Below are 17727 nucleotides of genomic sequence, written 5' to 3'. Positions count from 1 at the left end.
GATCCAGCGGGACGGCGCCGCGCCGACGGCTCCCGGCGGAGCGGCGGCGGCCGGCGCCGGGCCCCGGCCGGACCGCTAGGTCCGGCCCACCGGCCCCTGCCCCTGCCCCTGCCCCGGTCACGGCGCCCGGGGCAGGGGGTCGGTGCGACCCGGCCCTACGGGACGGGTTGCGGCTGGGTGACGCAGTGGATGCCACCGCCGCCGAGGCCGATGTAGTCGATGTTCAGCTGCTCGACGACCCGGCCCGGGAAGAGCGACTGGAGCTTCGCCTTCGCCGCGGCGTCCGCCCGGGAGTCCCCGAACTGGGCGGCGATCACCGCGCCGTTGCAGACGTAGTAGTTGGCGTAGGAGCCGACGAAAGCGGGATCGCTCTGCCGGATCGTGTAGTAGTCGGGGCCGCCGAGCTTGGTGGCCTGGACCCGGACGCCGCGGGCGTCGGTCGCCGAGGACAGCACGTTGTACTGGTTGATCTCGTCCTTGGTCCAGACGTCCGACGGGTCGTCGGTGGCGTTCGGCTGCTGGACCAGACCCTTGCCCGGAGCCAGGAAGCGCGAGGTGGCGTCGACGTGGTCGCCGGTGATGTCCTGGCCGGCGACACCGGTGAACCAGATGACCTTGGAGGCTCCGTACGCGGCCTTCATCGCGTTCTCGGCCTGGGTCTGGGTCATCCCCGGGTTGCGGTTGGAGACGAGGATGCTGCTCCTGGTGGCCATCAGGGTGCCCGCGCCGTCGGTCTCGATGGCGCCGCCCTCGCCGACCAGGGCGGCGGCGGTGAACGGCACCCCGACGTAGGCGGCGACCCGGGCGGCCACCTTGCCGTCGTTGGTGTAGGTCTGGTTGCCGCCCCAGCCGTTGAAGTTGAGGCCGACCGCGTCCAGGCCGCCGAGTCCGTCGGTGCGGAAGACCGGGCCGGAGTCCCGCATCCAGCAGTCGTTGACCGGGATGGTGGTGAGCACGGTGACGTTGCCGCCCGGGCAGGCCCGCCGGGCGGCCGCGGCGGCCGCCGGGTTGGCGCACAGGTAGACCGGCTCGTACTTGGCGATGGTGTTGACGACGAGCGCGATGTTGGCCTGGATCTGGGCGAGGGAGGGCGTGGTGCCGCCCCGGCGACCGCCGCGGCGGCCGGTCCAGATGGTCGCGTCGTCCGGCCAGGCCATCCAGGTCCGGGTGTGGGTGACCGTGTCGATCGGGACGGCGAAGGTGCCGGCGGCCGCGACCCGACCGGCCGGCGCGCGTCCGGCCGGGGCGGCCGCGGCGGCGCGCCCGGTGCTCGCCAGGGCGGTGCCCGCCGTGACCAGCCCGGCCGCCGCCAGGAACTTCCTTCGCCCCAACGCGGCCGGCCCTCTGCCGGACGAGACGGGCGGTTCGCTGTGACCGTTCATCTCTCGGCCTCCTCTTCTGACTGTCCGTGGTGCTTCCACGTGATGGCCATGACGGTAAAACTGACCAAGCGCTCGGTCAAGAGTTTTGGCAGAGCCGGTCCGCCCGACCCCGCCGCCCCCGATGCCACCGACGCCTCGTCACCCGCCCGGGCTCGCTAGAGTTTCCGGATGGCTACGCGCGCTGAGGATCACCACCCCGTCGACCCGCCCCCCGGGGGACCGGCGGCCGGCGCCAAGCGCCCGCGCGCCTCGGCGAAGGGCGAGCAGACCCGGGCGCGTCTGCTCGCCGCCGCGCGCGACCTGCTCGCCGGGGACGGCTCGGTCCCGTTCACCACCCGCAACGTGGCCGCTCTCGGCGGGGTGACACACGGCATGTGCCACTACCACTTCCAGAACCGCACCGACCTGATCGTCGCGGTGGTGGAGAGCATCAGGCCGGAGTGGATCACCCCCCTGGAGGAGGCGGTCGCCGGCCCGGGGACCTTCGCCGAACGGGCCGAGCGGGTCGTCGGGATGCTGGCCCAGCCGGAGGCCGGCGACCTGTCCCGGCTGCACTCCGCCCTGCACTGGTTCGCCGCCGGCGACGAGCGGGTGCGGGAGAGCCTGGAGGCGGAGTACCGGCGGTGGCGGGCGTGCTTCGTCACGCTGTTCCAGGTCCTGGCGGACGAGCGCGGTGGCGGGTTCGATCCCGTGCCGCTGGGCGAGGCGGCGGCGGCCGGGACGGACGGGCTGGCCGCGTTCCAGTCCCTGGGCGCCCGGATCGACGCCGCGCCGGTGATGCGGGCGCTCGTCCTCGGGCTCGCCGCCGGCGCGGCGTAGCGCCCGCCGCGCTATCAGGACGCCCCCGCGGAGGAGGCCGCCGCGGCGGCCTCGGGCTGCTGCTGGGTGGAGCAGTGGATGCCCCCGCCGCCGGCGGCGATGGCGTTGATGCTCACCGGTACGATCTCGCGCCCGGGGTGGAGGTCGGCGAGGATGCCCGCCGCGCGGTCGTCGGAGGCCTGGTCGCCGAACCGGGGCATGATGACGGCGCCGTTGACCACGTAGTAGTTGAGGTAGGTGGCCAGGAAGTCCTTGCCCGGGTCGGGGACGGCGCTCAGGTCGGGCTCGGTGAGATCCACGATCCGCAGCGTCCGCCCCATCGCGTCGGTGGTCGCGTGGAGCACCTCCAGGGCCTGGTCGGAGGCGCGGGACCAGATGTCCGGCGGGGTGTCCGGGCCCGGCCGGTGGATGACGACCACACCGGGCTCGGCGAATCTGGCCAGGGCGTCGATGTGGCAGTCGGTGATGTCCTGCCCGGCCACGCCGGCGAACCAGATCACCTTCCGGACGCCGAACAGCTCCTTCATCGCGGCCTCGATCTGGTCGCGGCTCTTCCCGGGGTTGCGGTTCTCGTTGACCCAGGAGCTCTCGGTGGCCATCAGGGTGCCCTCGCCGTCCACCTCGATCCCGCCGCCCTCGCCGGTGATCGGCGCCTGGACCCGCCGGATTCCGTAGTGGTCGAGGAGTCTGCGGGCGACCTGGCTGTCCTCGGCGTGGGTCTGCTTGTTCCCCCAGCCGTTGAAGTTGAGGTCGACGCCGGCCAGGCCGGCCGACCCGGTGACGAAGGTCGGTCCGGTGTCCCGGGCCCACAGGTCGTCCACCGGGAGGTCGATCACCTCCACGGTGGAGCCGCACAGTTGCCGGGCCTGGGCGCTCTGGTCCGGGCGGGCCATCAGCACCACCGGCTCGAAGCGGGCGACGGCCTGCGCCACGTGCGCGATGTCCTGGCGGACGGCGGGCAGTTGGCCGCCCCACACCTCTTCGAGGGCGGGCCAGGCCATGAAGGTCCTGGTGTGCGGGCGCGACTCGGCCGGCATGGCGTACGAGGCCGGGGCCGCCGTGGCCGCCGCGCTCGCGCCCCCGGTCGCGGCCGTGCCCGCGCTCGCCGGGGAGGAGGGTGCGTCCCCGCCGGACGACGCGGCGTCGGAGCCGCAGCCCTCCAGCAGCGCGAGCGCGGCGGCCGCCGCCCCCGAGCGCAGCACGGCCCGACGGGACAGGAAGGGATGTGTCACAGCAGCTCCCCTGGTTCATCCGGATGCACCTGAAACGGGCGATATCCGACAGTAGAGGCGACCGGCGGGAGCACCGGTGAGCCCGCGCGCCGCCGATCGGGCGAATCGGCGCGGGCGGGAGGCGGCGGGCCCCAGGCGGCGGGCGACAGGCGACGGGCGGGAGAAGCAAGCCGAAGACACAGCGGGCCGGAGCACACCGGTGGACGAGCGGAACGGGTCCGGACCGCCGCCGTGGGGGCGTCGACGATCCGGACCCGGGTACGGGGGCCCGCCGCTACAGGGCGCGGCGGGCGGCCGCGATGGACCGCGGGTCCCAGCCGGGCCTGGGCACGGAGTCCAGCAGCAGCCGGGTGTAGGGGTGCCGGGGCCGGGCCAGGACCTCGGCGGTCCGGCCGGACTCGACGACCTTCCCGTGCCGCATCACGATGACGTCGTCGGTCACCGACCGCACGACGCCGAGGTCGTGGGTGATGAACAGGTAGCCGATGCCGGTCGCCTCCCGGATGTCCGCGAGCAGGTTGAGGATCTGGGCCTGGACGGACACGTCGAGCGCGGCCACCGCCTCGTCGAGGACCAGGACGGCCGGCTCGACCGCCAGCGCCCGGGCGATCGCGACGCGCTGGCGCTGGCCGCCGGAGAGCTGCCGGGGCAGCGCGCCGGCCTCCCGCTCGCCGAGGCCGACCTGCTCCAGGAGTTCGGCGATCCGGCCGTCGTGGTCCCGGTCGGGGAAGTGCAGCCGCAGGGTCTCCCGCAGCACGGCGCCGACGGTGGTGCGCGGGTCCAGGGACAGGTACGGGTCCTGGAAGACCATCTGGACCTCGCGGGCCCGGGCGAGCCGGTGGGCCCGGCCGCGCCGCTGCTCGGTGCGGTCCCGGCGGTGGACCAGGACCCGGCCGGAGTCGGAGCGTTCCAGCCCGACGACGATCCGGGCGGTGGTCGTCTTGCCGGAGCCGGACTCGCCGACGATGCCCAGCGAGCCGCCCTCCGGCAGGGTGAAAGAGACGTTGTCGACGGCCTGCACGCTGCCGTAGGCGCGGTGCAGGCCGACCGCCTCCAGGACGGTCCGGCGCATCGGCGGCACTCCCTTCGAACGGGCCGCGGCCCCCAGGTCCGGGCTACGCATCGGCGCTCCCCTCCCCCGTCCGGTCGCTGTGGTGGCAGGCGGTGCGGCGGGCCGGCTCGGCGCCGACCGGCAGCAGCTCGGGCACCTCGTGGGTACACAGCTCCGTCGCGAGCGGGCAGCGCGGCGCGAACGGGCAGCCGGTCAGCTCGTCGCGCAGGCTCGGTGGCCGGCCCTCGATGGCGGCGAGCCTGCCCCGGGGGGCGTCCAGGCGCGGCGTCGAGGCGAGCAGCGCGGTCGTGTAGGGGTGCCGGGGGCGGTCGAACAGGGCCTCGGCGGGGCCGGTCTCGACGATCCGGCCGGCGTACATCACGTAGACGCGGTCGCTGATGGCGGCGGCGAGCCCCAGGTCGTGGGTGACGAAGAGCAGGCCGGTGCCGAAGCGCTCCTGGAGGTCGCCCAGGAGCGCGACCACCTCGGCCTGGGAGGTGACGTCCAGGGCGGTGGTGGGCTCGTCGGCGAGGAGCAGCGCGGGATCGCCCATCAGGGCGGCCGCGATCATGACCCGTTGGAGCATGCCGCCGGACACCTGTCCCGGGTAGCGGTCCAGGACGGCGGCGGGCAGGCCGACCGCGTCCAGCATCTCGACGGCCCGTGCGGTCGCGGCCTCGGCCGGCAGCCGGCCGCTGAGGCGCACGCTCTCGGTGAGGAAGTCGCCGAGGCGGCGCAGCGGGTTGATGGCGGCCCGCGGGTCCTGGAAGATCATCGCGGCCGTGCCGGTGCGCAGCCGGCGCACCTGCTCGGGCGTCATGGTGAGGACGTCGTCACCGTTGACCCGCACCGTGCCCTCGGTGACGGCTCCGTCGGGGAGCAGGCCGAGGACGCTGCGTGAGGTGAGGCTCTTCCCGGAGCCGGACTCGCCGACCAGGGCGACCGTCTCGCGGGCGTCCACGGTGAGGTCGACGCCGGCGAGGACGGGCCGGGCGGTGCGGGGCAGGCGCAGGCGGTAGCCCCGGATGTCGAGAGTGGTCATCGGTCCCTCCTGGCGACCTGGTCGGCCCAGCGCTCACCGACGACGTTGAAGGCGACGACCGTCAGCACGATCGCGACGCAGGGCAGGATCGCCGAGAGCGGGTAGCCGTGCTGGACGGCGGACTGGCCGTCGAAGACCATCCGGCCCCAGTCGGGGGTGAGCGCGGGGACGCCGAGCCCGAGGAACGAGAGGCCGGCCAGGTCGATCAGGGCGTAGCCGAAGTTGATGGTGGACTGCGCGAGGACGACCGGGGCGATGCCGGGGATGACGTGGCGCAGGCAGATCTGCGGGCCCGAGTGGCCCTGGACCCGGTAGGCCTCCACGTAGGGGCGGGACCGCTCGGCGAGGACCAGCGAGCGGGTGAGCCGGCTGACGTAGGGCAGGTAGGCGACGGCGAGCGCGAGGACCGGGGCGATCAGTCCTTCGCCGTAGACGGAGACGATCAGGATCGCCAGCAGCATCCCCGGGAAGGCGAAGACCAGTTCGGTGCTGCGGGAGAGCACCGAGTCCAGCCAGCCTCCGCGCCAGGCGGCGGCGGTGCCGACGGCCACGCCGGCCAGGGTGGAGAAGGCGACCACGCCGAGCGGCCCGAGCAGGGAGGTCCGGGCGCCGGTGACCAGGCGGGCGAGGGTGTCCCGCCCGGAGGCGTCGACGCCGAGCAGGTGGTCGGCGGACGGTCCGGCGAGGGCGTTGCCGAGGTCGACGGCGTTCGGGTCGGCGGGGGCGATCCACGGTGCGAGGACGGCGGCCAGCACGACCAGGGCGACGAAGCCGAGGCAGAGCAGCTGGAGCGGTGCGCGGGCGGTGCGCAGCCGGCCGAGGCCGGGCCGGCGGGGCAGGGTGACGCTCATCCGGTGGCCTCTCTCGCTCCGAGGGTGACCCGGGGGTCGACCAGCGGGTGCAGCAGGTCGACGACCAGGTTCACCGCCATGAACAGCCCGACCATGATCAGGGAGATGGCCTGCACGGTGGGGAAGTCCTTGGTGGTGGTGGACAGTTCGAGGAGCTGGCCGATGCCGCCGACGCTGAACGCGGTCTCCACCAGCACGGTGCAGACCAGCAGCGTGGAGACGATCAGCCCGCCGGTGGTGAGCACGGTGCCCAGGGCGTTGCGGAAGACGTGCCGGCGGATCACGTGGTGGTCGGTGACGCCCCGGCTGCGGGCGACGGTCACGTGCTCCTGGCCGAGCACGTCGACCATCGCGGCCCGGGTGACCCGGGCCAGCATGCCGATCAGGTAGAGCGCCAGGGCGAGGGCGGGCAGCGTCAGGTGCCAGAGCATCGACCCGAGGCCGTCACCGGTTCCGCCGGTGGGGAACCAGCCCAGGTTCACCGCGAAGAGGCCCTGCAGCAGGACGGCCGCGACGAAGGACGGGGTGCCGACCGCGACGGTGGTGGTGACCAGGATCGTCGAGTCGGTGCGGCCGCCCCGGACGGCGCCGATCCAGCCGAGCAGCAGACCGAGGGCGACGACGAGGACCAGCGCCATCACGACCAGCAGCAGGGTGGCGGGCAGCCGGTCGGCGAGCAGCCGGGAGACGTCGGTGCGGTAGGTGATCGAGCGCCCGAAGTCCCCGTGCAGGATCTGCCCGGCCCAGCGCAGGTACTGCAGCAGGAACGGGTCGTCCAGGTGGTACTGGGCGTTGACGGTGGCCAGGGCCTCCGGGGAGGCCGAGCGGCCGGCGAGCAGGAAGCTCGCCGGGCTGCCCGGCGCGAGGTACATCGCCCCGAAGATCACGAATGAGGCGGCGGCCAGGGTGGCGGCCATCTCGGCCAGCCGTCTGGCGGCGAATCTCAGGAAACTCACCGGGCCGCCCCCACATCGGCCGCCCACGGGTAGTAGAGGTAGGAGATGGTGGTGGGCGCGCCGGTGATCCGCTTGTTCATGAACAGCGCGGTGGGCCACTCGGCGACGGGTATCCAGAGCAGCTTCTCTGAGGCGCTCTTCTGGAGCTGGGCCGCCAGGGTGAACCGCTCGGTGGAGTCGGTGGCGGCCGCGGCCTTCGCGACCAGGTCGTCGTAGCCGGGGTCGCTGTAGGAGGCGAAGTTCTGGTAGGCGCCGGTCCGGAAGTTGGACAGCAGGTCCAGCGGGTCGGTGATGGAGTCGTAGTACGTCTCCGGGAACAGGTCGATGCCCTCCCGGGCCTTCGGGTCGGTGAACAGCGCGGTGAAGGCGTTCGGGGCGATCGTCTTCAGCCGGATGTCGAGACCGATCTTCGCGCCCGCCGCCTGGACGGCGGTGGCGAGCAGCGAGACGTCCTGGCCGATCGGGCTGGTGGCGACGGTGAGGGTCTTCCCGGTGGCGCCGGCCTCCTTGATCAGCGCCTTGGCCTGGTCGAGGTCGGGGGTGGTCGGGGTCAGCCCCTCGAACGCCTCGGAGCGCAGGTGCTCGGGGGCGGCCGCCCAGGCGGCCCGGGTGGTCAGCGAGCCGGTGACGCTGCCGGCCCCGCCGAGGCCGGTGCGGACGAAGCCGGAGCGGTCCAGGGCGAGCGAGAGCGCCTTGCGGACCCGGACGTCGCCGAGCGCGCCCTGCATGTTGGTGACGTTGACGTTGACGGTGCTGAGGCCCTCGCCGAAGTAGAGGGTGCCGGAGCCGCCGGTGCGCAGCCGCTCGTAGCTCTCGGTGGGGATCAGGTAGCCGCCGTCGGCCTCGCCGCTGAGCATCGCGTTGACGCGGGCCGAGGGGTCGGTGAGGAAGCGGAAGACGGCCTTGGCCGACTTGGCCTTGGTCCCCCAGTAGTCGTCGAAGCGCTGGAGCTCGATCGACTGGCCCTTGGTCCAGCTGCCGAGCTTGAACGGCCCGGTGCAGGCGAGGCCGCCGCCGGTGCCGTAGTCCTTGCCCGCCGCCTCGATCCCCGCCTTCGAGGCGACCACGCCCGCGGCGGTGGCCATGTACTGGTTGAACTGCGAGTCGGGCTGGGTGAGTTTGACGGTGACCTGGAGCGGGCCGGTCTTGGTGACGGTGCTGACGTTCTGGAACTGCTGGGCCCAGGCGGCCGCGTTGTCGGGGTTCATCTGCCGGCCGAGGCTGTACACCACGTCGTCGGCGGTCATCACGTTGCCGTCGTGGAAGCGCACGTTCGGGCGCAGGTCGTAGACCCAGGTGGTGGGGTCGGGGCTGGTGGCCTTCTCCGCGAGCCCGGGGGCCAGGGTGAGCTGCGGGGTCCACCGCATCAGGCTCTCGCAGACGTTGGAGAGCACGGTGTTCTGCGGGTAGTCGAAGGCGGAGACGTAGTCCAGCGTGGGCGGCTCGGCGTAGACGGCCCAGGTGAAGGAGTCCAGACCGCCCTGGGCGGGCGGGGTGCCGGCGGACAGCCGGTAGGCCGTCGCGCTGTCGCTGCCGCCGTCCTTCGGCGGGCCCGCGCAGGCGGTGGCGAGCGTGAAGGTGGCGAAGGTGGCGGCGGCGAGGGCCGCGACCGGGAAGGCGGATCGGCGGCGCGGGGTTCTGCTGGTCCCGGGCCTGTCCTGGGGGTCTGGCATGAGGGAGCTCTCTTCCGTGCGGGACGGGGGTGGCGAGGGGGTGCCGGACCGGCGGGCCCGTGCGCGGGTGGGGTGCGGGCCCGCCGGTCCGGTGACGCGGGAACGCGCGGGCGGCTCAGCCGGCCCGGCGGGCCGCCGGCACCTGCTGGGTGATGCAGTGCACGCCGCCGCCGCCGTAGGCGATCACCCGGGAGCGCACCCCCACGACCTTGCGGCCGGGCAGGGCGGCGGCGATCACGGCGAGGACCTCCTCGTCCTGGGGGACGTCCGCGACCGGGACGACGACGCCGCCGTTGGCGATGTAGAAGTTGAGGTACCCGACCTCGGTGTCCTTGCCCTCGACGTCGACGAAGGCGCTCTGCGGCAGGTCGATGATCTCCAGCTTGCGGCCCTTGGCGTCGACGGCGGCCTCCAGGACGGCCCGGTTCGCGCGCATCCGCTCGTAGTCGGGGTGGCCGGGGTCGCTCGGGAGCTGGACGATCACCTTGCCGGGGGCCACGAAGGCGCAGACGCCGTCGACGTGGCCGTCGGTCTCGGTGTCCAGCAGACCGCCGTAGGGCAGCCAGATCACCGTGCTGACACCGAGCTTGGCCACCAGCTCGGCCTCGATCTCCGCCTTGCTCATGCCCGGGTTGCGGTTGGGGTGGAGCAGGCACTGCTCGGTGGTGATCAGGGTGCCCTCGCCGTCGACGGTGATCGCCCCGCCCTCCAGGATCATCCGGGAGTCGATCCGCTCGACGCCGAGGCGCTCCAGCAGGGCGCCGGCGATCCGGTCGTCGGTGTCGAAGGGGTGGTGCTTGCCGCCCCAGGCGTTGAAGCGGAAGTCCACGCCGGCGCGCTCGCCGCCGGGGCCGAGGACGAAGATCGGACCCGAGTCGCGGAACCAGGAGTCGTCGATCGGCAGCTCCACGACCTCGACGCCCTCGCCGCACAGGGCCCGCGCCTCCTCGCCCTGGCCGGGGCAGGCGACCATCGTCACCGGCTCGAACGCGGAGATCGCCCGGGCGACCCCGGCGTACTCCCGCCGGGCCTCGTCCAGGGCGTCGCCCCAGAGCTCGGCCCTGGTGGGCCAGGCCATCAGACAGCCCTCGTGCTCGGTCCACTCGGCGGGCATACGGAAACTCATGAGGGAACTCTTCTCTGTTCGAACGTTCGGTCGGTGGGTGGGTGCCGGGGCGGCAGCCGGGGTGGTGGCCCCCGCCGGGGCTCGGGTGGCGCCCCGGGCGCGAGGTGCGGGGTGCGGGGTGCGGGGTGCCTCAGAGGGTGTCGGGCACGGCCGGCTGGGACTGCGTGGAGCAGTGGATGCCGCCTCCGCCGCTCGCGACGGCGTCGATGTCGACCTGGACGATCCGGCGGTCGGGGTACTTGGCCTGGAGGATCGCGTAGGCGACGCCGTCGGCGTAGCCGTCGCCGAACTGCGGGACGAGGACGGCGCCGTTGACGGTGTAGTAGTTGGTGTAGCTGGACAGGAAGTCCTTGCCCCGGCCGCGGATCGCGGTGCGGTCCGGCCCGGGGAGTTCGGTGATCTGCAGGCGCCGGCCCCGGGCGTCCGTGGCGCTCCGCAGCACCCGCTTGGCCTCCTCGTAGACGGCGGCCCACCGGGGGTCGACGCCCGGGCCGGGCTGGTCCAGCAGGACCTGGCCGGGGGAGGTGAAGCGGGCCAGGCAGTCGATGTGGCAGTCGGTGATGTCCTGCCCGGCCAGGCCGGGGACCCAGATGACCTTGTCGATCCCCAGCGAGGTCCGCAGGGCCTGCTCGACGTCCTGCTGGGACATGCCCGGGTTGCGGTTGGGGTTGACCAGCGAGCTGACGGTGGCCAGCAGGGTGCCCTGGCCGTCGGTCTCCAGCGAGCCGCCCTCGCCGACGAACGGGGCCCGGATCCGGTCGACGCCGTACTCGCGCAGGAGAGTGGTGGCCGCCCGGGCGTCGTTGGCGAACGGCTGGTAGTAGTCCGTGCCGGTCTTGCCCCAGCCGTTGAAGTTGGTGTCGACACCGGCGATCGCGCCGGGGGCCACGACGAAGGTGGGCCCGAAGTCGCGGATCCACAGGTCGTCGTTGGCGACCTCCAGGACCTCGATCGGGTAGTAGGCGCCGGAGCCGCAGTAGTACCGGGCGTCGGCGGCCTGTCCGGGGCGGGCCAGCATCACGACCGGCTCGAACCGGGAGATCGCGTAGGCGACGTCGGCGATGTTCCGGCGGACGGCGGACAGCTTGTTCTGCCAGACCGAGGACAGCGCGGGCCAGGCCATGAAGGTCCGGGTGTGCCGGTCGGTCTCCGCCGGCATCCGCAGCACGGAGCCGGCCGGCGCCGCGGTGGCGGCGCGGGCGCTCGCCGGGAGCGCGACACCGAGGGCCGCCAGTGGCAGCGCCGCCGCGCCGAACTTGAGCAGGCCGCGACGGGTGGAGGAAGGGGTGTTCATGGGGCTCCCTGGAGGGATCGGGAGGTGAGGGGTGACCACATCCTGGACCGAACTGAAAGTTCAGTCAATATTTCGGTGCCAAGCACCTGCACCCAGTTCGCGGCACGCCCGAAAGTGCAGCTCCGTGCGCGGACGCACCGAATCACCGCCCGGCCCGGAGCCCACCCCGGGGACGCAGCACCGCCCGCGATCCACATCCTGAAGATACGATCAGGATTCGGCCCCGAAAACCGGTCCCTGCGAGTAGAGTGAGCCCCCGTGTCAGACCGTCGAACAGAGATCGTCAAAGCCGCCACCCGCGTCATCGCGCGGCGCGGCGTACGCGGGCTGCGGGTGGGGGAGCTGGCGACCGAGGCCGGCGTCTCGACCGCGCTGATCTACTACCACTTCACCGACCGCGCCGGAATCCTGCGCGAGACCCTGGCGTTCATCGGCGAACGGGCCGACCGCTACACCGCGGAGCCCGACCCCGACGACGCCGCCCGGGGGCCGCGGGCCGAGTTGGAGCAGGCCCTGCTGCTGGAGCTCCAGAACTCCGCCGAGGTACGCGAGAACAGCACCGCCTGGGGCGAGTTGAGAGCGAGCGCGGTCTTCGAGTCGAGCCTGCGCGACGACCTCGCCCGAGCCACCCACACCTGGGTGCACGAGATCGCCGAACTGCTCGGCCGGGTCCACCCCGCCGGCACCGCGCCCGCCCACGCCGCGTCGGCCGAGCGCCTCACGGCCCTGCTGGAGGGGCTCAGCATCCGCTGGCTGAGCGGCTCGCTGCCGCTCGACCACGCCCGCAGACTGCTCGGCGAGGCGGTCGACGCGGAGCTCGCGGACTGCCGGCCGGCCCTCCGCTGAGGCGGGCTGACCTTTCGGTCGGGCGGGGGAGCCACCCGTGCTCCTCCCCCGCCGCGCCCCCGGCCGGGCCCTGGACGCGCCGCGCGGGCCCCGGCCCCGTCGTCCGGGCGACGCCGCCGTGAAGGCCGCCTGAGCGTCGGTCCCGGCGGCTCACCGGTACGCCGAAGCCCCGAGCCGTACGGCTCGGGGCCGGCAGGGGCGACGGGCGCGCCGGACCGACGGGGATCAGCCCTCGGCGGGCTTGCCGGGCTGGTCGTGGGTGGAGCAGTGGATCCCCCCGCCGCCGGAGGCGATGTTGTCGATCTTCACCGGGACGATGTCGCGGCCGGGGAAGTGGTCCCGCAGGATCTGCTGGGCCCGGTCGTCGGCCTTGGCGTCGCCGAAGCGCGGCAGGAACAGCGACTTGTTGGCGACGTAGAAGTTGATGTACGAGGAGACGAAGGCGTCGCCGCGCCCGGTGATCCGGTCCGGGTCGGGCTGCGGCAGGTCGATCACCCGCAGCGGCTTGCCGTGGGCGTCGGTGGCGCCCTTGAGCACCTCGCGCGCCTGCGCGGCGGAGCGCGACCAGACGTCGGCGGGCGCGCCGGGGAACGGCTGGTCCAGCAGGACCACCCCGGGGGCGGCGAAGCGCACCAGGCAGTCCACGTGGGCGTCGGTGATGTCCTGGTCGCGCACGCCGGCGAACCAGATCACCTTCGTCACACCGAGGGCCTTCTTGAGCTCGGCCTCGATCTCGTCCCGGCTCTTGCCCGGGTTGCGGCGCTGGTTGACCACCGAACTCTCGGTGACCATCAGCGTCCCCTGCCCGTCGGTCTCGAAGGAACCGCCCTCCGCGACCACCGGCGTGCCGACCCGTTCCATCCCGTACTTGCCGAGCAGCGCGGCGGCCAGGGCCGTGTCGTTCGCGTGTTCCTTCTGCTTGTTGCCCCAGCCGCTGAAGTTGAAGTCGACGCCCTTCACGGTGCCGCCGTCCTCGACGAAGACCGGCACGGTGTCCCGGGCCCACAGGTCGTCGACGGGCAGCGCGACGACCTCGACGTCCTTGCCGCAGGCGTTCTGCGCCGCGTCCACCTGCCCGGGGCGGGCGAACATCACCACCGGCTCGTAGCCGCCGACGGCGCGCGCCAGGCGGGCGATGTCCGCGCGGACGTCCGGGAGTTGCTCGGCCCAGATGCCGGTGGACGCCGGCCAGGACATGAAGGTGCGGGCGTGGCTGTCCCACTCCGCGCCGAACCGGCGGCCGGGCGTCGCGCCCGTCCCGCCCGCGGCGGGCGGCGCGGACGACTCCGGCGCCGGCGGCTCGCCGCCGCCCGCGAGGTCCGACGGGTCCGCGCCGTCCGAGGGCGCGCAGGCCGCGGCGCCGAGGGTGAGCAGGCCCGCGCCGGCCGCGGCGCGCAGCATCGTGCGGCGGGACGGGGCGCTCCGGGCGGGGGTGGGCGGGAGGGAGGTCTGGGACATGGGGAACTCCGGCTGGATGAGGGTGGAGGACCGCGCGGACGGGTGGGCGGGAGGCCCCGGCGTCGCCCCGCGGGCGGGAGTCGGGAGCAGGCGCTACGGGAGCGGTTCCTGCATCGTGGAGCAGTGGATGCCGCCGCCCCCCGCCATCAGGCGGTCGACGTCGAGCTGGACGACCTCGCGGCCGGGAAAGGCCGCCGCGAGCGTGCGCCGCGCGGCGTCGTCCTTGGCCACGTCACCGAACTGGGTCGCGATCACGGCGCCGTTGACGACGTGGAAGTTGAGGTAGGAGTCGACGAACTTCGGGTCGCGCGAGCGGACCGTGTCGGGGCCGTCCACCCGGATCACCTGGAGCCGGCGGCCCCGGGCGTCGGTGGCCCGGGAGAGGATGTCGAACTGCTCGCGGGCGTCCCGGGCCCAGACGTCGTGGCGGTCCTCCGGGGGCAGCTGCACCATCACGACGCCGGGCCGGACGAACCGGGAGGTGACGTCGATGTGGTCGTCGGTGATGTCCTTGCCCTTGATCCCGGGGACCCAGATCATCCGGTCCGCGCCGTACACCTCCAGCACGGCCTCCTCGATCTCGTCCCGGCTCATGCCCCGGTTGCGGTTCTTGTTGACCAGGCTGCTCTCGGTGGCCAGCAGGGTGCCGTCGCCGTCCGTCTCGACCGAACCGCCCTCGCCGACGAACTCCGCGTAGGAGAAGGGGAGCCCGAGCACGGCGGCGATGCCGCGGGCGGCGTCCGCGTCGTCCCGGTGGGTCTGCTTGTTGCCCCAGCCGTTGAAGTTGAGCCCGACGGCGTCGAGCCGCCCGTGGCCGTCGCGCCGGAACACCGGGGCGATGTCCCGCATCCAGAGGTCGTCGGTCGGGACGGCGTCGGTCACCGTGACGGTCGGGCCGCACAGACCCTGGGCCTCCCGGACGCTGTAGTCGTCCGGGGCGCACAGCACCACCGGCTCGAAGCGGGCGATCGTCCGCGCGATCAGCGCGATGTCCTGCTGGACACCGGCCAGCTGCCGGCCCCAGACGGACTTGCGGGACGGCCAGGACATCCAGGTGCGGGCGTGCGGGACGTCATCGCGGTCCACCCACCACTGGGGCAGCCCGGCCTCGCCGTCATGGGACCACCCCGTGTCCGGAACCGGCCCGTGCGGGGGCTGGGCTCCGAAGAGCCGGCCGAACAGGGAGCGGTCATCACCTCGGGTGTCGCTCATGAGGATCTCCAGAATCAAGTATCGCCCACCAGGTGACCGGCGGCCTTGCCCATGGACGCCCCGAACCGTCCTCCCCCGGGCGCCGCGGCTCCACTCTCGCACTGACTGAAATTTCAGTCAACATCGCGCGCGTCGACCCGGGCACGTCCGCGACCGCACACCCGCACACCCCGGGGCCGAAACCGGGCCCGGCGGTCGTCGCCACCGGGGGCCGGAGCGGACCGGCGGGGGTCAGGATGCGAACGGCCCCGGGTCACGAGTGACCCGGGGCCGCAGCGGCACCGTACCGCGCCGCGGCACACCGCACCGCAGCACGGCACGGCACATCAGCGGCGCAGCCGCTCCAGCTCGATGTCGATCGCACCGGTCATCAGGGCACGCGCGTGCTCCACCGGCAGGCTGCCGCTGAGCCAGCGGACGCTCAGCCCTTCCATGAGCGCGGTCAGCCGCTCGGCGGAACTGGCCAGCGCGGCGGCCCCGTTCATCGGCCGCACCTTGCCCAGCAGCTCGGCGACCTCCTGCACCCAGACCAGGGTCGCCCGGGCCAGGTCCTCCCGCAGCTCCGGGTCGAAGACCGCGCTCGCCCGCAACTCGCCCCAGGCCGTACTGTTCTCGCGCACCTCGGGGGTGTCCTGGAGTTCCAGCAGCAGGGTCTGCTCCAGCTCGCCCCGGTCGTCCAGCGGCGGCGCGTCCGGCGCGCGCTCGGTGGTGTAGCGGCCGGCCCGGTCGTTGATGAACTCCAGGGTCGCGCGGAGGATCCCGGCGCGGTCCTTGAAGTGGTAGTAGATCAGCGCGGTGGACACACCGGCCTCGGAGGCCAGCTCCTCCACCCGCAGCCCGCGGACACCGCGCCGGGCGATGACCCGCGCGGCCGCTTCCATGATCAAGGTTCGACGGTCAGCCACGATGGATCATCCTACCGGGCCGCCTGTCCCGGTCGTCACCCCCGGGGGGGGAGACTGACTGAAACTACAGTCGGGGTTATGATCCGGTGCGATTCCGGACGCCGGCGCGCCCGTGGGCCCTCCCACCGAACCCGCGCCGCCACCCTCACTCGACCCGCTGGGAGCCAGCATGACCGCAGAGCCCTTCGGCGCCCCGTCGCCCACGGCGTTCCAGGCGCTCTCCCCGGACGACCCCCGCGAGGTCGGCGGCTACCGCCTCTGCGCCCGGCTGGGCGCGGGCGGCATGGGCCGCGTCTACCTCGCCTACACCCCCGGGGGACGCCCGGTCGCGATCAAGGTCGTCCGGCCCGAGCTCGCCGAGGACCCGGAGTTCCGGCACCGCTTCACCCAGGAGGTGGCCAGCGCCCGGCGCATCCACGGCCTCTACACCGCCCAGGTGGTCGACGCCGGCACCGACGCCGCAGCCCCCTGGCTGGCCACCACCTTCGTGCCCGGCCCCTCCCTCCAGCAGGTCGTGCACCGGCACGGTCCCCTGCCGGAGCGGACCACCGTCCTGCTCCTGGCCGGCATCGCCGAGGCCCTGCAGGTGATCCACGCCGCGGGCGTCGTCCACCGCGACCTCAAGCCCGGCAACGTCCTGATCGCCGCCGACGGCCCGCGCGTCATCGACTTCGGCATCGCCCGGGCCGCCGACGCCGGCCAGCTGACCGGCACCGGTCTGCGCATCGGCTCGCCCGGCTTCATGGCCCCCGAGCAGGTCCTCGGGCTCCCCGCCACCCCGGCCACCGACGTCTTCGCCCTGGGCGCCCTGATCGCCTACGTCGGCTCCGGCGTCCCGCCCTTCGGCGACGGCCCCGAACCGGCCTCGCTCTACCGGGCGGTGCACGAGGAGCCCGACCTCTCCGGCCTGCCCTCCGGGCTGCGCGAGGCGGTCCGACTCTGCCTGGCCAAGGAGCCGGAACAGCGGCCGGACACCGCCTGGCTGATCGAGGCCGCCCGCCACCACCCGGCCACCGGCGGCGAGCTCCGGCTCTCCGACGACTGGCTGCCCCCGCAGGTCAGCACCGAGCTCCGGCGCCACACCGACCTGCCGACCACCCCGGCGCCGGGCGCCACCGACCCCGACGACATCCGCACCGCGGTCCACCCGGCGGCCGGGGCCCCGACCGCCCGGGTCCTCCCGGCCCCGCCGCCCACCCGGCTGCAGCCGGCCCCCGCCGCTGCCCCGGCGGCCCCGACCACCGCGCGGCGCGGCGCCCGCACCGCGCTCCTGACCACCGCCGCCCTGCTGGTCGGCGCCGCCGGGGCGTTCCTCCTGCTCGACCCCGGGTACTTCGACGACCTGGACGACCAGAACGTGGCCGCCACCGGCAGCATCCCGCCGGCCTCGCCCGCCGCGACCGCGACGACGACCGCGCCGTCCGCTGCCGCCACGCCCACCGCTCCGCCGCAGCCGACCACCCTCCCCGGCTTCACCGCCGTCTACACCGGCCTCGAACTGACCTCGCCCGACCACTCCTACGAGTTCGACCTGAGGACCGGGAAGGTCGCCGCCCAGGACACCTCCACCTGGTACCTGGGCCGCCACGCCGGTGAGTTCTACATCCCGGAGGACAGCGACGCCTATGTCTCCCCGACCGGTCCGCTGACCCTCGCCGACTGCGTCAAGGGCATCGACACCCAGCCCGCCGCGGCCCTGCCCTTCGGTGCCGTGCAGGGGGAGCGCAGCTTCTGCGTCCGGGCCAAGGGCGGCCGGGACGTCGCCGTCGTCCGCCCGCTCGCCACCGGGCCGGACGACGGACCGGTCCGGGTCTCCCTCACCTACTACCGCCGCTCCGCCTGAGGCCCCGGGGCACGGGGGCACCGAGGTACGGGCACGG

15 protein-coding genes are annotated in these 17727 nt (G+C 73.9%); 3 read left to right on the top strand and 12 right to left on the bottom strand.

Annotated elements, in window-relative coordinates:
* Nucleotides 1-155 precede the first annotated feature (155 nt).
* A complete protein-coding gene (locus ACFXHB_RS34290; RefSeq protein WP_380579078.1) occupies nucleotides 156-1382 on the bottom strand; it encodes an agmatine/peptidylarginine deiminase in 1227 nt (408 codons plus the stop codon).
* 168 nt (nucleotides 1383-1550) lie between these two features.
* On the opposite strand from ACFXHB_RS34290, the gene ACFXHB_RS34285 reads away from it, so the two are divergent.
* Nucleotides 1551-2201, top strand: a complete 651-nt coding sequence (locus tag ACFXHB_RS34285) for a TetR/AcrR family transcriptional regulator (protein WP_380579076.1) — start codon at nucleotides 1551-1553, stop codon at nucleotides 2199-2201.
* 14 nt (nucleotides 2202-2215) lie between these two features.
* Here the strand turns inward: ACFXHB_RS34285 and ACFXHB_RS34280 are convergent, their stop codons facing one another.
* The 8 genes from ACFXHB_RS34280 to ACFXHB_RS34245 all read right to left on the bottom strand — a co-directional run bounded on the left by ACFXHB_RS34280 (nucleotide 2216) and on the right by ACFXHB_RS34245 (nucleotide 11426).
* Nucleotides 2216-3433 carry an agmatine deiminase family protein gene (locus ACFXHB_RS34280; protein ID WP_380579074.1) on the bottom strand — a complete coding sequence of 406 codons (1218 nt, stop codon included), beginning with the start codon at nucleotides 3431-3433 and terminating at the stop codon, nucleotides 2216-2218.
* 274 nt (nucleotides 3434-3707) lie between these two features.
* Nucleotides 3708-4505 (bottom strand): ABC transporter ATP-binding protein, encoded by a 798-nt coding sequence (locus tag ACFXHB_RS34275; RefSeq protein WP_380579072.1) that lies wholly within the window; start codon nucleotides 4503-4505, stop codon nucleotides 3708-3710.
* A gap of 43 nt (nucleotides 4506-4548) precedes the next feature.
* Nucleotides 4549-5526, bottom strand: coding sequence for an ABC transporter ATP-binding protein (locus ACFXHB_RS34270; RefSeq protein ID WP_380579070.1), 978 nt, complete (start codon nucleotides 5524-5526; stop codon nucleotides 4549-4551).
* Complete coding sequence (locus ACFXHB_RS34265) at nucleotides 5523-6377, bottom strand: ABC transporter permease (RefSeq protein WP_380579068.1); 855 nt, start codon at nucleotides 6375-6377, stop codon at nucleotides 5523-5525. Before ACFXHB_RS34265 ends, ACFXHB_RS34270 begins: the two co-directional genes overlap by 4 nt.
* Nucleotides 6374-7333, bottom strand: a complete 960-nt coding sequence (locus ACFXHB_RS34260) for an ABC transporter permease (protein WP_380579066.1) — start codon at nucleotides 7331-7333, stop codon at nucleotides 6374-6376. The genes ACFXHB_RS34265 and ACFXHB_RS34260 overlap by 4 nt, the downstream gene beginning before the upstream one ends.
* Nucleotides 7330-9006, bottom strand: a complete 1677-nt coding sequence (locus ACFXHB_RS34255; protein WP_380579064.1) for an ABC transporter substrate-binding protein — start codon at nucleotides 9004-9006, stop codon at nucleotides 7330-7332. The genes ACFXHB_RS34260 and ACFXHB_RS34255 overlap by 4 nt, the downstream gene beginning before the upstream one ends.
* Nucleotides 9007-9121: 115 nt before the next feature.
* A complete protein-coding gene (locus ACFXHB_RS34250) occupies nucleotides 9122-10132 on the bottom strand; it encodes an agmatine/peptidylarginine deiminase (RefSeq protein ID WP_380579062.1) in 1011 nt (336 codons plus the stop codon).
* A 130-nt stretch (nucleotides 10133-10262) separates the two neighbouring features.
* A complete protein-coding gene (locus ACFXHB_RS34245) occupies nucleotides 10263-11426 on the bottom strand; it encodes an agmatine deiminase family protein (protein WP_380579060.1) in 1164 nt (387 codons plus the stop codon).
* Between the two features lie 258 nt (nucleotides 11427-11684).
* On the opposite strand from ACFXHB_RS34245, the gene ACFXHB_RS34240 reads away from it, so the two are divergent.
* Nucleotides 11685-12272, top strand: a complete 588-nt coding sequence (locus tag ACFXHB_RS34240; protein WP_380579058.1) for a TetR/AcrR family transcriptional regulator — start codon at nucleotides 11685-11687, stop codon at nucleotides 12270-12272.
* 225 nt (nucleotides 12273-12497) lie between these two features.
* Here the strand turns inward: ACFXHB_RS34240 and ACFXHB_RS34235 are convergent, their stop codons facing one another.
* The 3 genes from ACFXHB_RS34235 to ACFXHB_RS34225 all read right to left on the bottom strand — a co-directional run bounded on the left by ACFXHB_RS34235 (nucleotide 12498) and on the right by ACFXHB_RS34225 (nucleotide 15823).
* Nucleotides 12498-13730 (bottom strand): agmatine/peptidylarginine deiminase, encoded by a 1233-nt coding sequence (locus ACFXHB_RS34235; protein ID WP_380579056.1) that lies wholly within the window; start codon nucleotides 13728-13730, stop codon nucleotides 12498-12500.
* 93 nt (nucleotides 13731-13823) lie between these two features.
* Nucleotides 13824-14942, bottom strand: a complete 1119-nt coding sequence (locus tag ACFXHB_RS34230) for an agmatine/peptidylarginine deiminase (RefSeq protein ID WP_380579054.1) — start codon at nucleotides 14940-14942, stop codon at nucleotides 13824-13826.
* 326 nt (nucleotides 14943-15268) lie between these two features.
* Nucleotides 15269-15823, bottom strand: coding sequence for a TetR/AcrR family transcriptional regulator (locus ACFXHB_RS34225; protein WP_380579080.1), 555 nt, complete (start codon nucleotides 15821-15823; stop codon nucleotides 15269-15271).
* A gap of 193 nt (nucleotides 15824-16016) precedes the next feature.
* Here ACFXHB_RS34225 and ACFXHB_RS34220 point away from each other — a divergent pair, with 193 nt between their 5' ends.
* Complete coding sequence (locus ACFXHB_RS34220; RefSeq protein WP_380579052.1) at nucleotides 16017-17690, top strand: serine/threonine-protein kinase; 1674 nt, start codon at nucleotides 16017-16019, stop codon at nucleotides 17688-17690.
* Nucleotides 17691-17727 lie beyond the last annotated feature (37 nt).

The organism is Kitasatospora sp. NPDC059327 (genome assembly GCF_042752535.1).
In the GTDB taxonomy this organism is placed as follows: Bacteria; Actinomycetota; Actinomycetes; order Streptomycetales; family Streptomycetaceae; genus Kitasatospora.
The sequence above is the reverse complement of the archived record's forward strand: the minus strand, read 5'-3'. Positions and strand labels throughout refer to the sequence as shown.

Bases quoted from the DNA above. Each gene is read 5' to 3' on its own strand.
- ACFXHB_RS34290 (WP_380579078.1), bottom strand. From the start codon at position 1,382: ATGAACGGTCACAGCGAACCGCCCGTCTCGTCCGGCAGAGGGCCGGCC.
- ACFXHB_RS34285 (WP_380579076.1), top strand. From the start codon at position 1,551: ATGGCTACGCGCGCTGAGGATCACCACCCCGTCGACCCGCCCCCCGGG.
- ACFXHB_RS34275 (WP_380579072.1), bottom strand. From the start codon at position 4,505: ATGCGCCGGACCGTCCTGGAGGCGGTCGGCCTGCACCGCGCCTACGGC.
- ACFXHB_RS34270 (WP_380579070.1), bottom strand. From the start codon at position 5,526: ATGACCACTCTCGACATCCGGGGCTACCGCCTGCGCCTGCCCCGCACC.
- ACFXHB_RS34265 (WP_380579068.1), bottom strand. From the start codon at position 6,377: ATGAGCGTCACCCTGCCCCGCCGGCCCGGCCTCGGCCGGCTGCGCACC.
- ACFXHB_RS34255 (WP_380579064.1), bottom strand. From the start codon at position 9,006: ATGCCAGACCCCCAGGACAGGCCCGGGACCAGCAGAACCCCGCGCCGC.
- ACFXHB_RS34250 (WP_380579062.1), bottom strand. From the start codon at position 10,132: ATGAGTTTCCGTATGCCCGCCGAGTGGACCGAGCACGAGGGCTGTCTG.
- ACFXHB_RS34245 (WP_380579060.1), bottom strand. From the start codon at position 11,426: ATGAACACCCCTTCCTCCACCCGTCGCGGCCTGCTCAAGTTCGGCGCG.
- ACFXHB_RS34235 (WP_380579056.1), bottom strand. From the start codon at position 13,730: ATGTCCCAGACCTCCCTCCCGCCCACCCCCGCCCGGAGCGCCCCGTCC.
- ACFXHB_RS34230 (WP_380579054.1), bottom strand. From the start codon at position 14,942: ATGAGCGACACCCGAGGTGATGACCGCTCCCTGTTCGGCCGGCTCTTC.
- ACFXHB_RS34225 (WP_380579080.1), bottom strand. From the start codon at position 15,823: ATGGAAGCGGCCGCGCGGGTCATCGCCCGGCGCGGTGTCCGCGGGCTG.
- ACFXHB_RS34220 (WP_380579052.1), top strand. From the start codon at position 16,017: ATGACCGCAGAGCCCTTCGGCGCCCCGTCGCCCACGGCGTTCCAGGCG.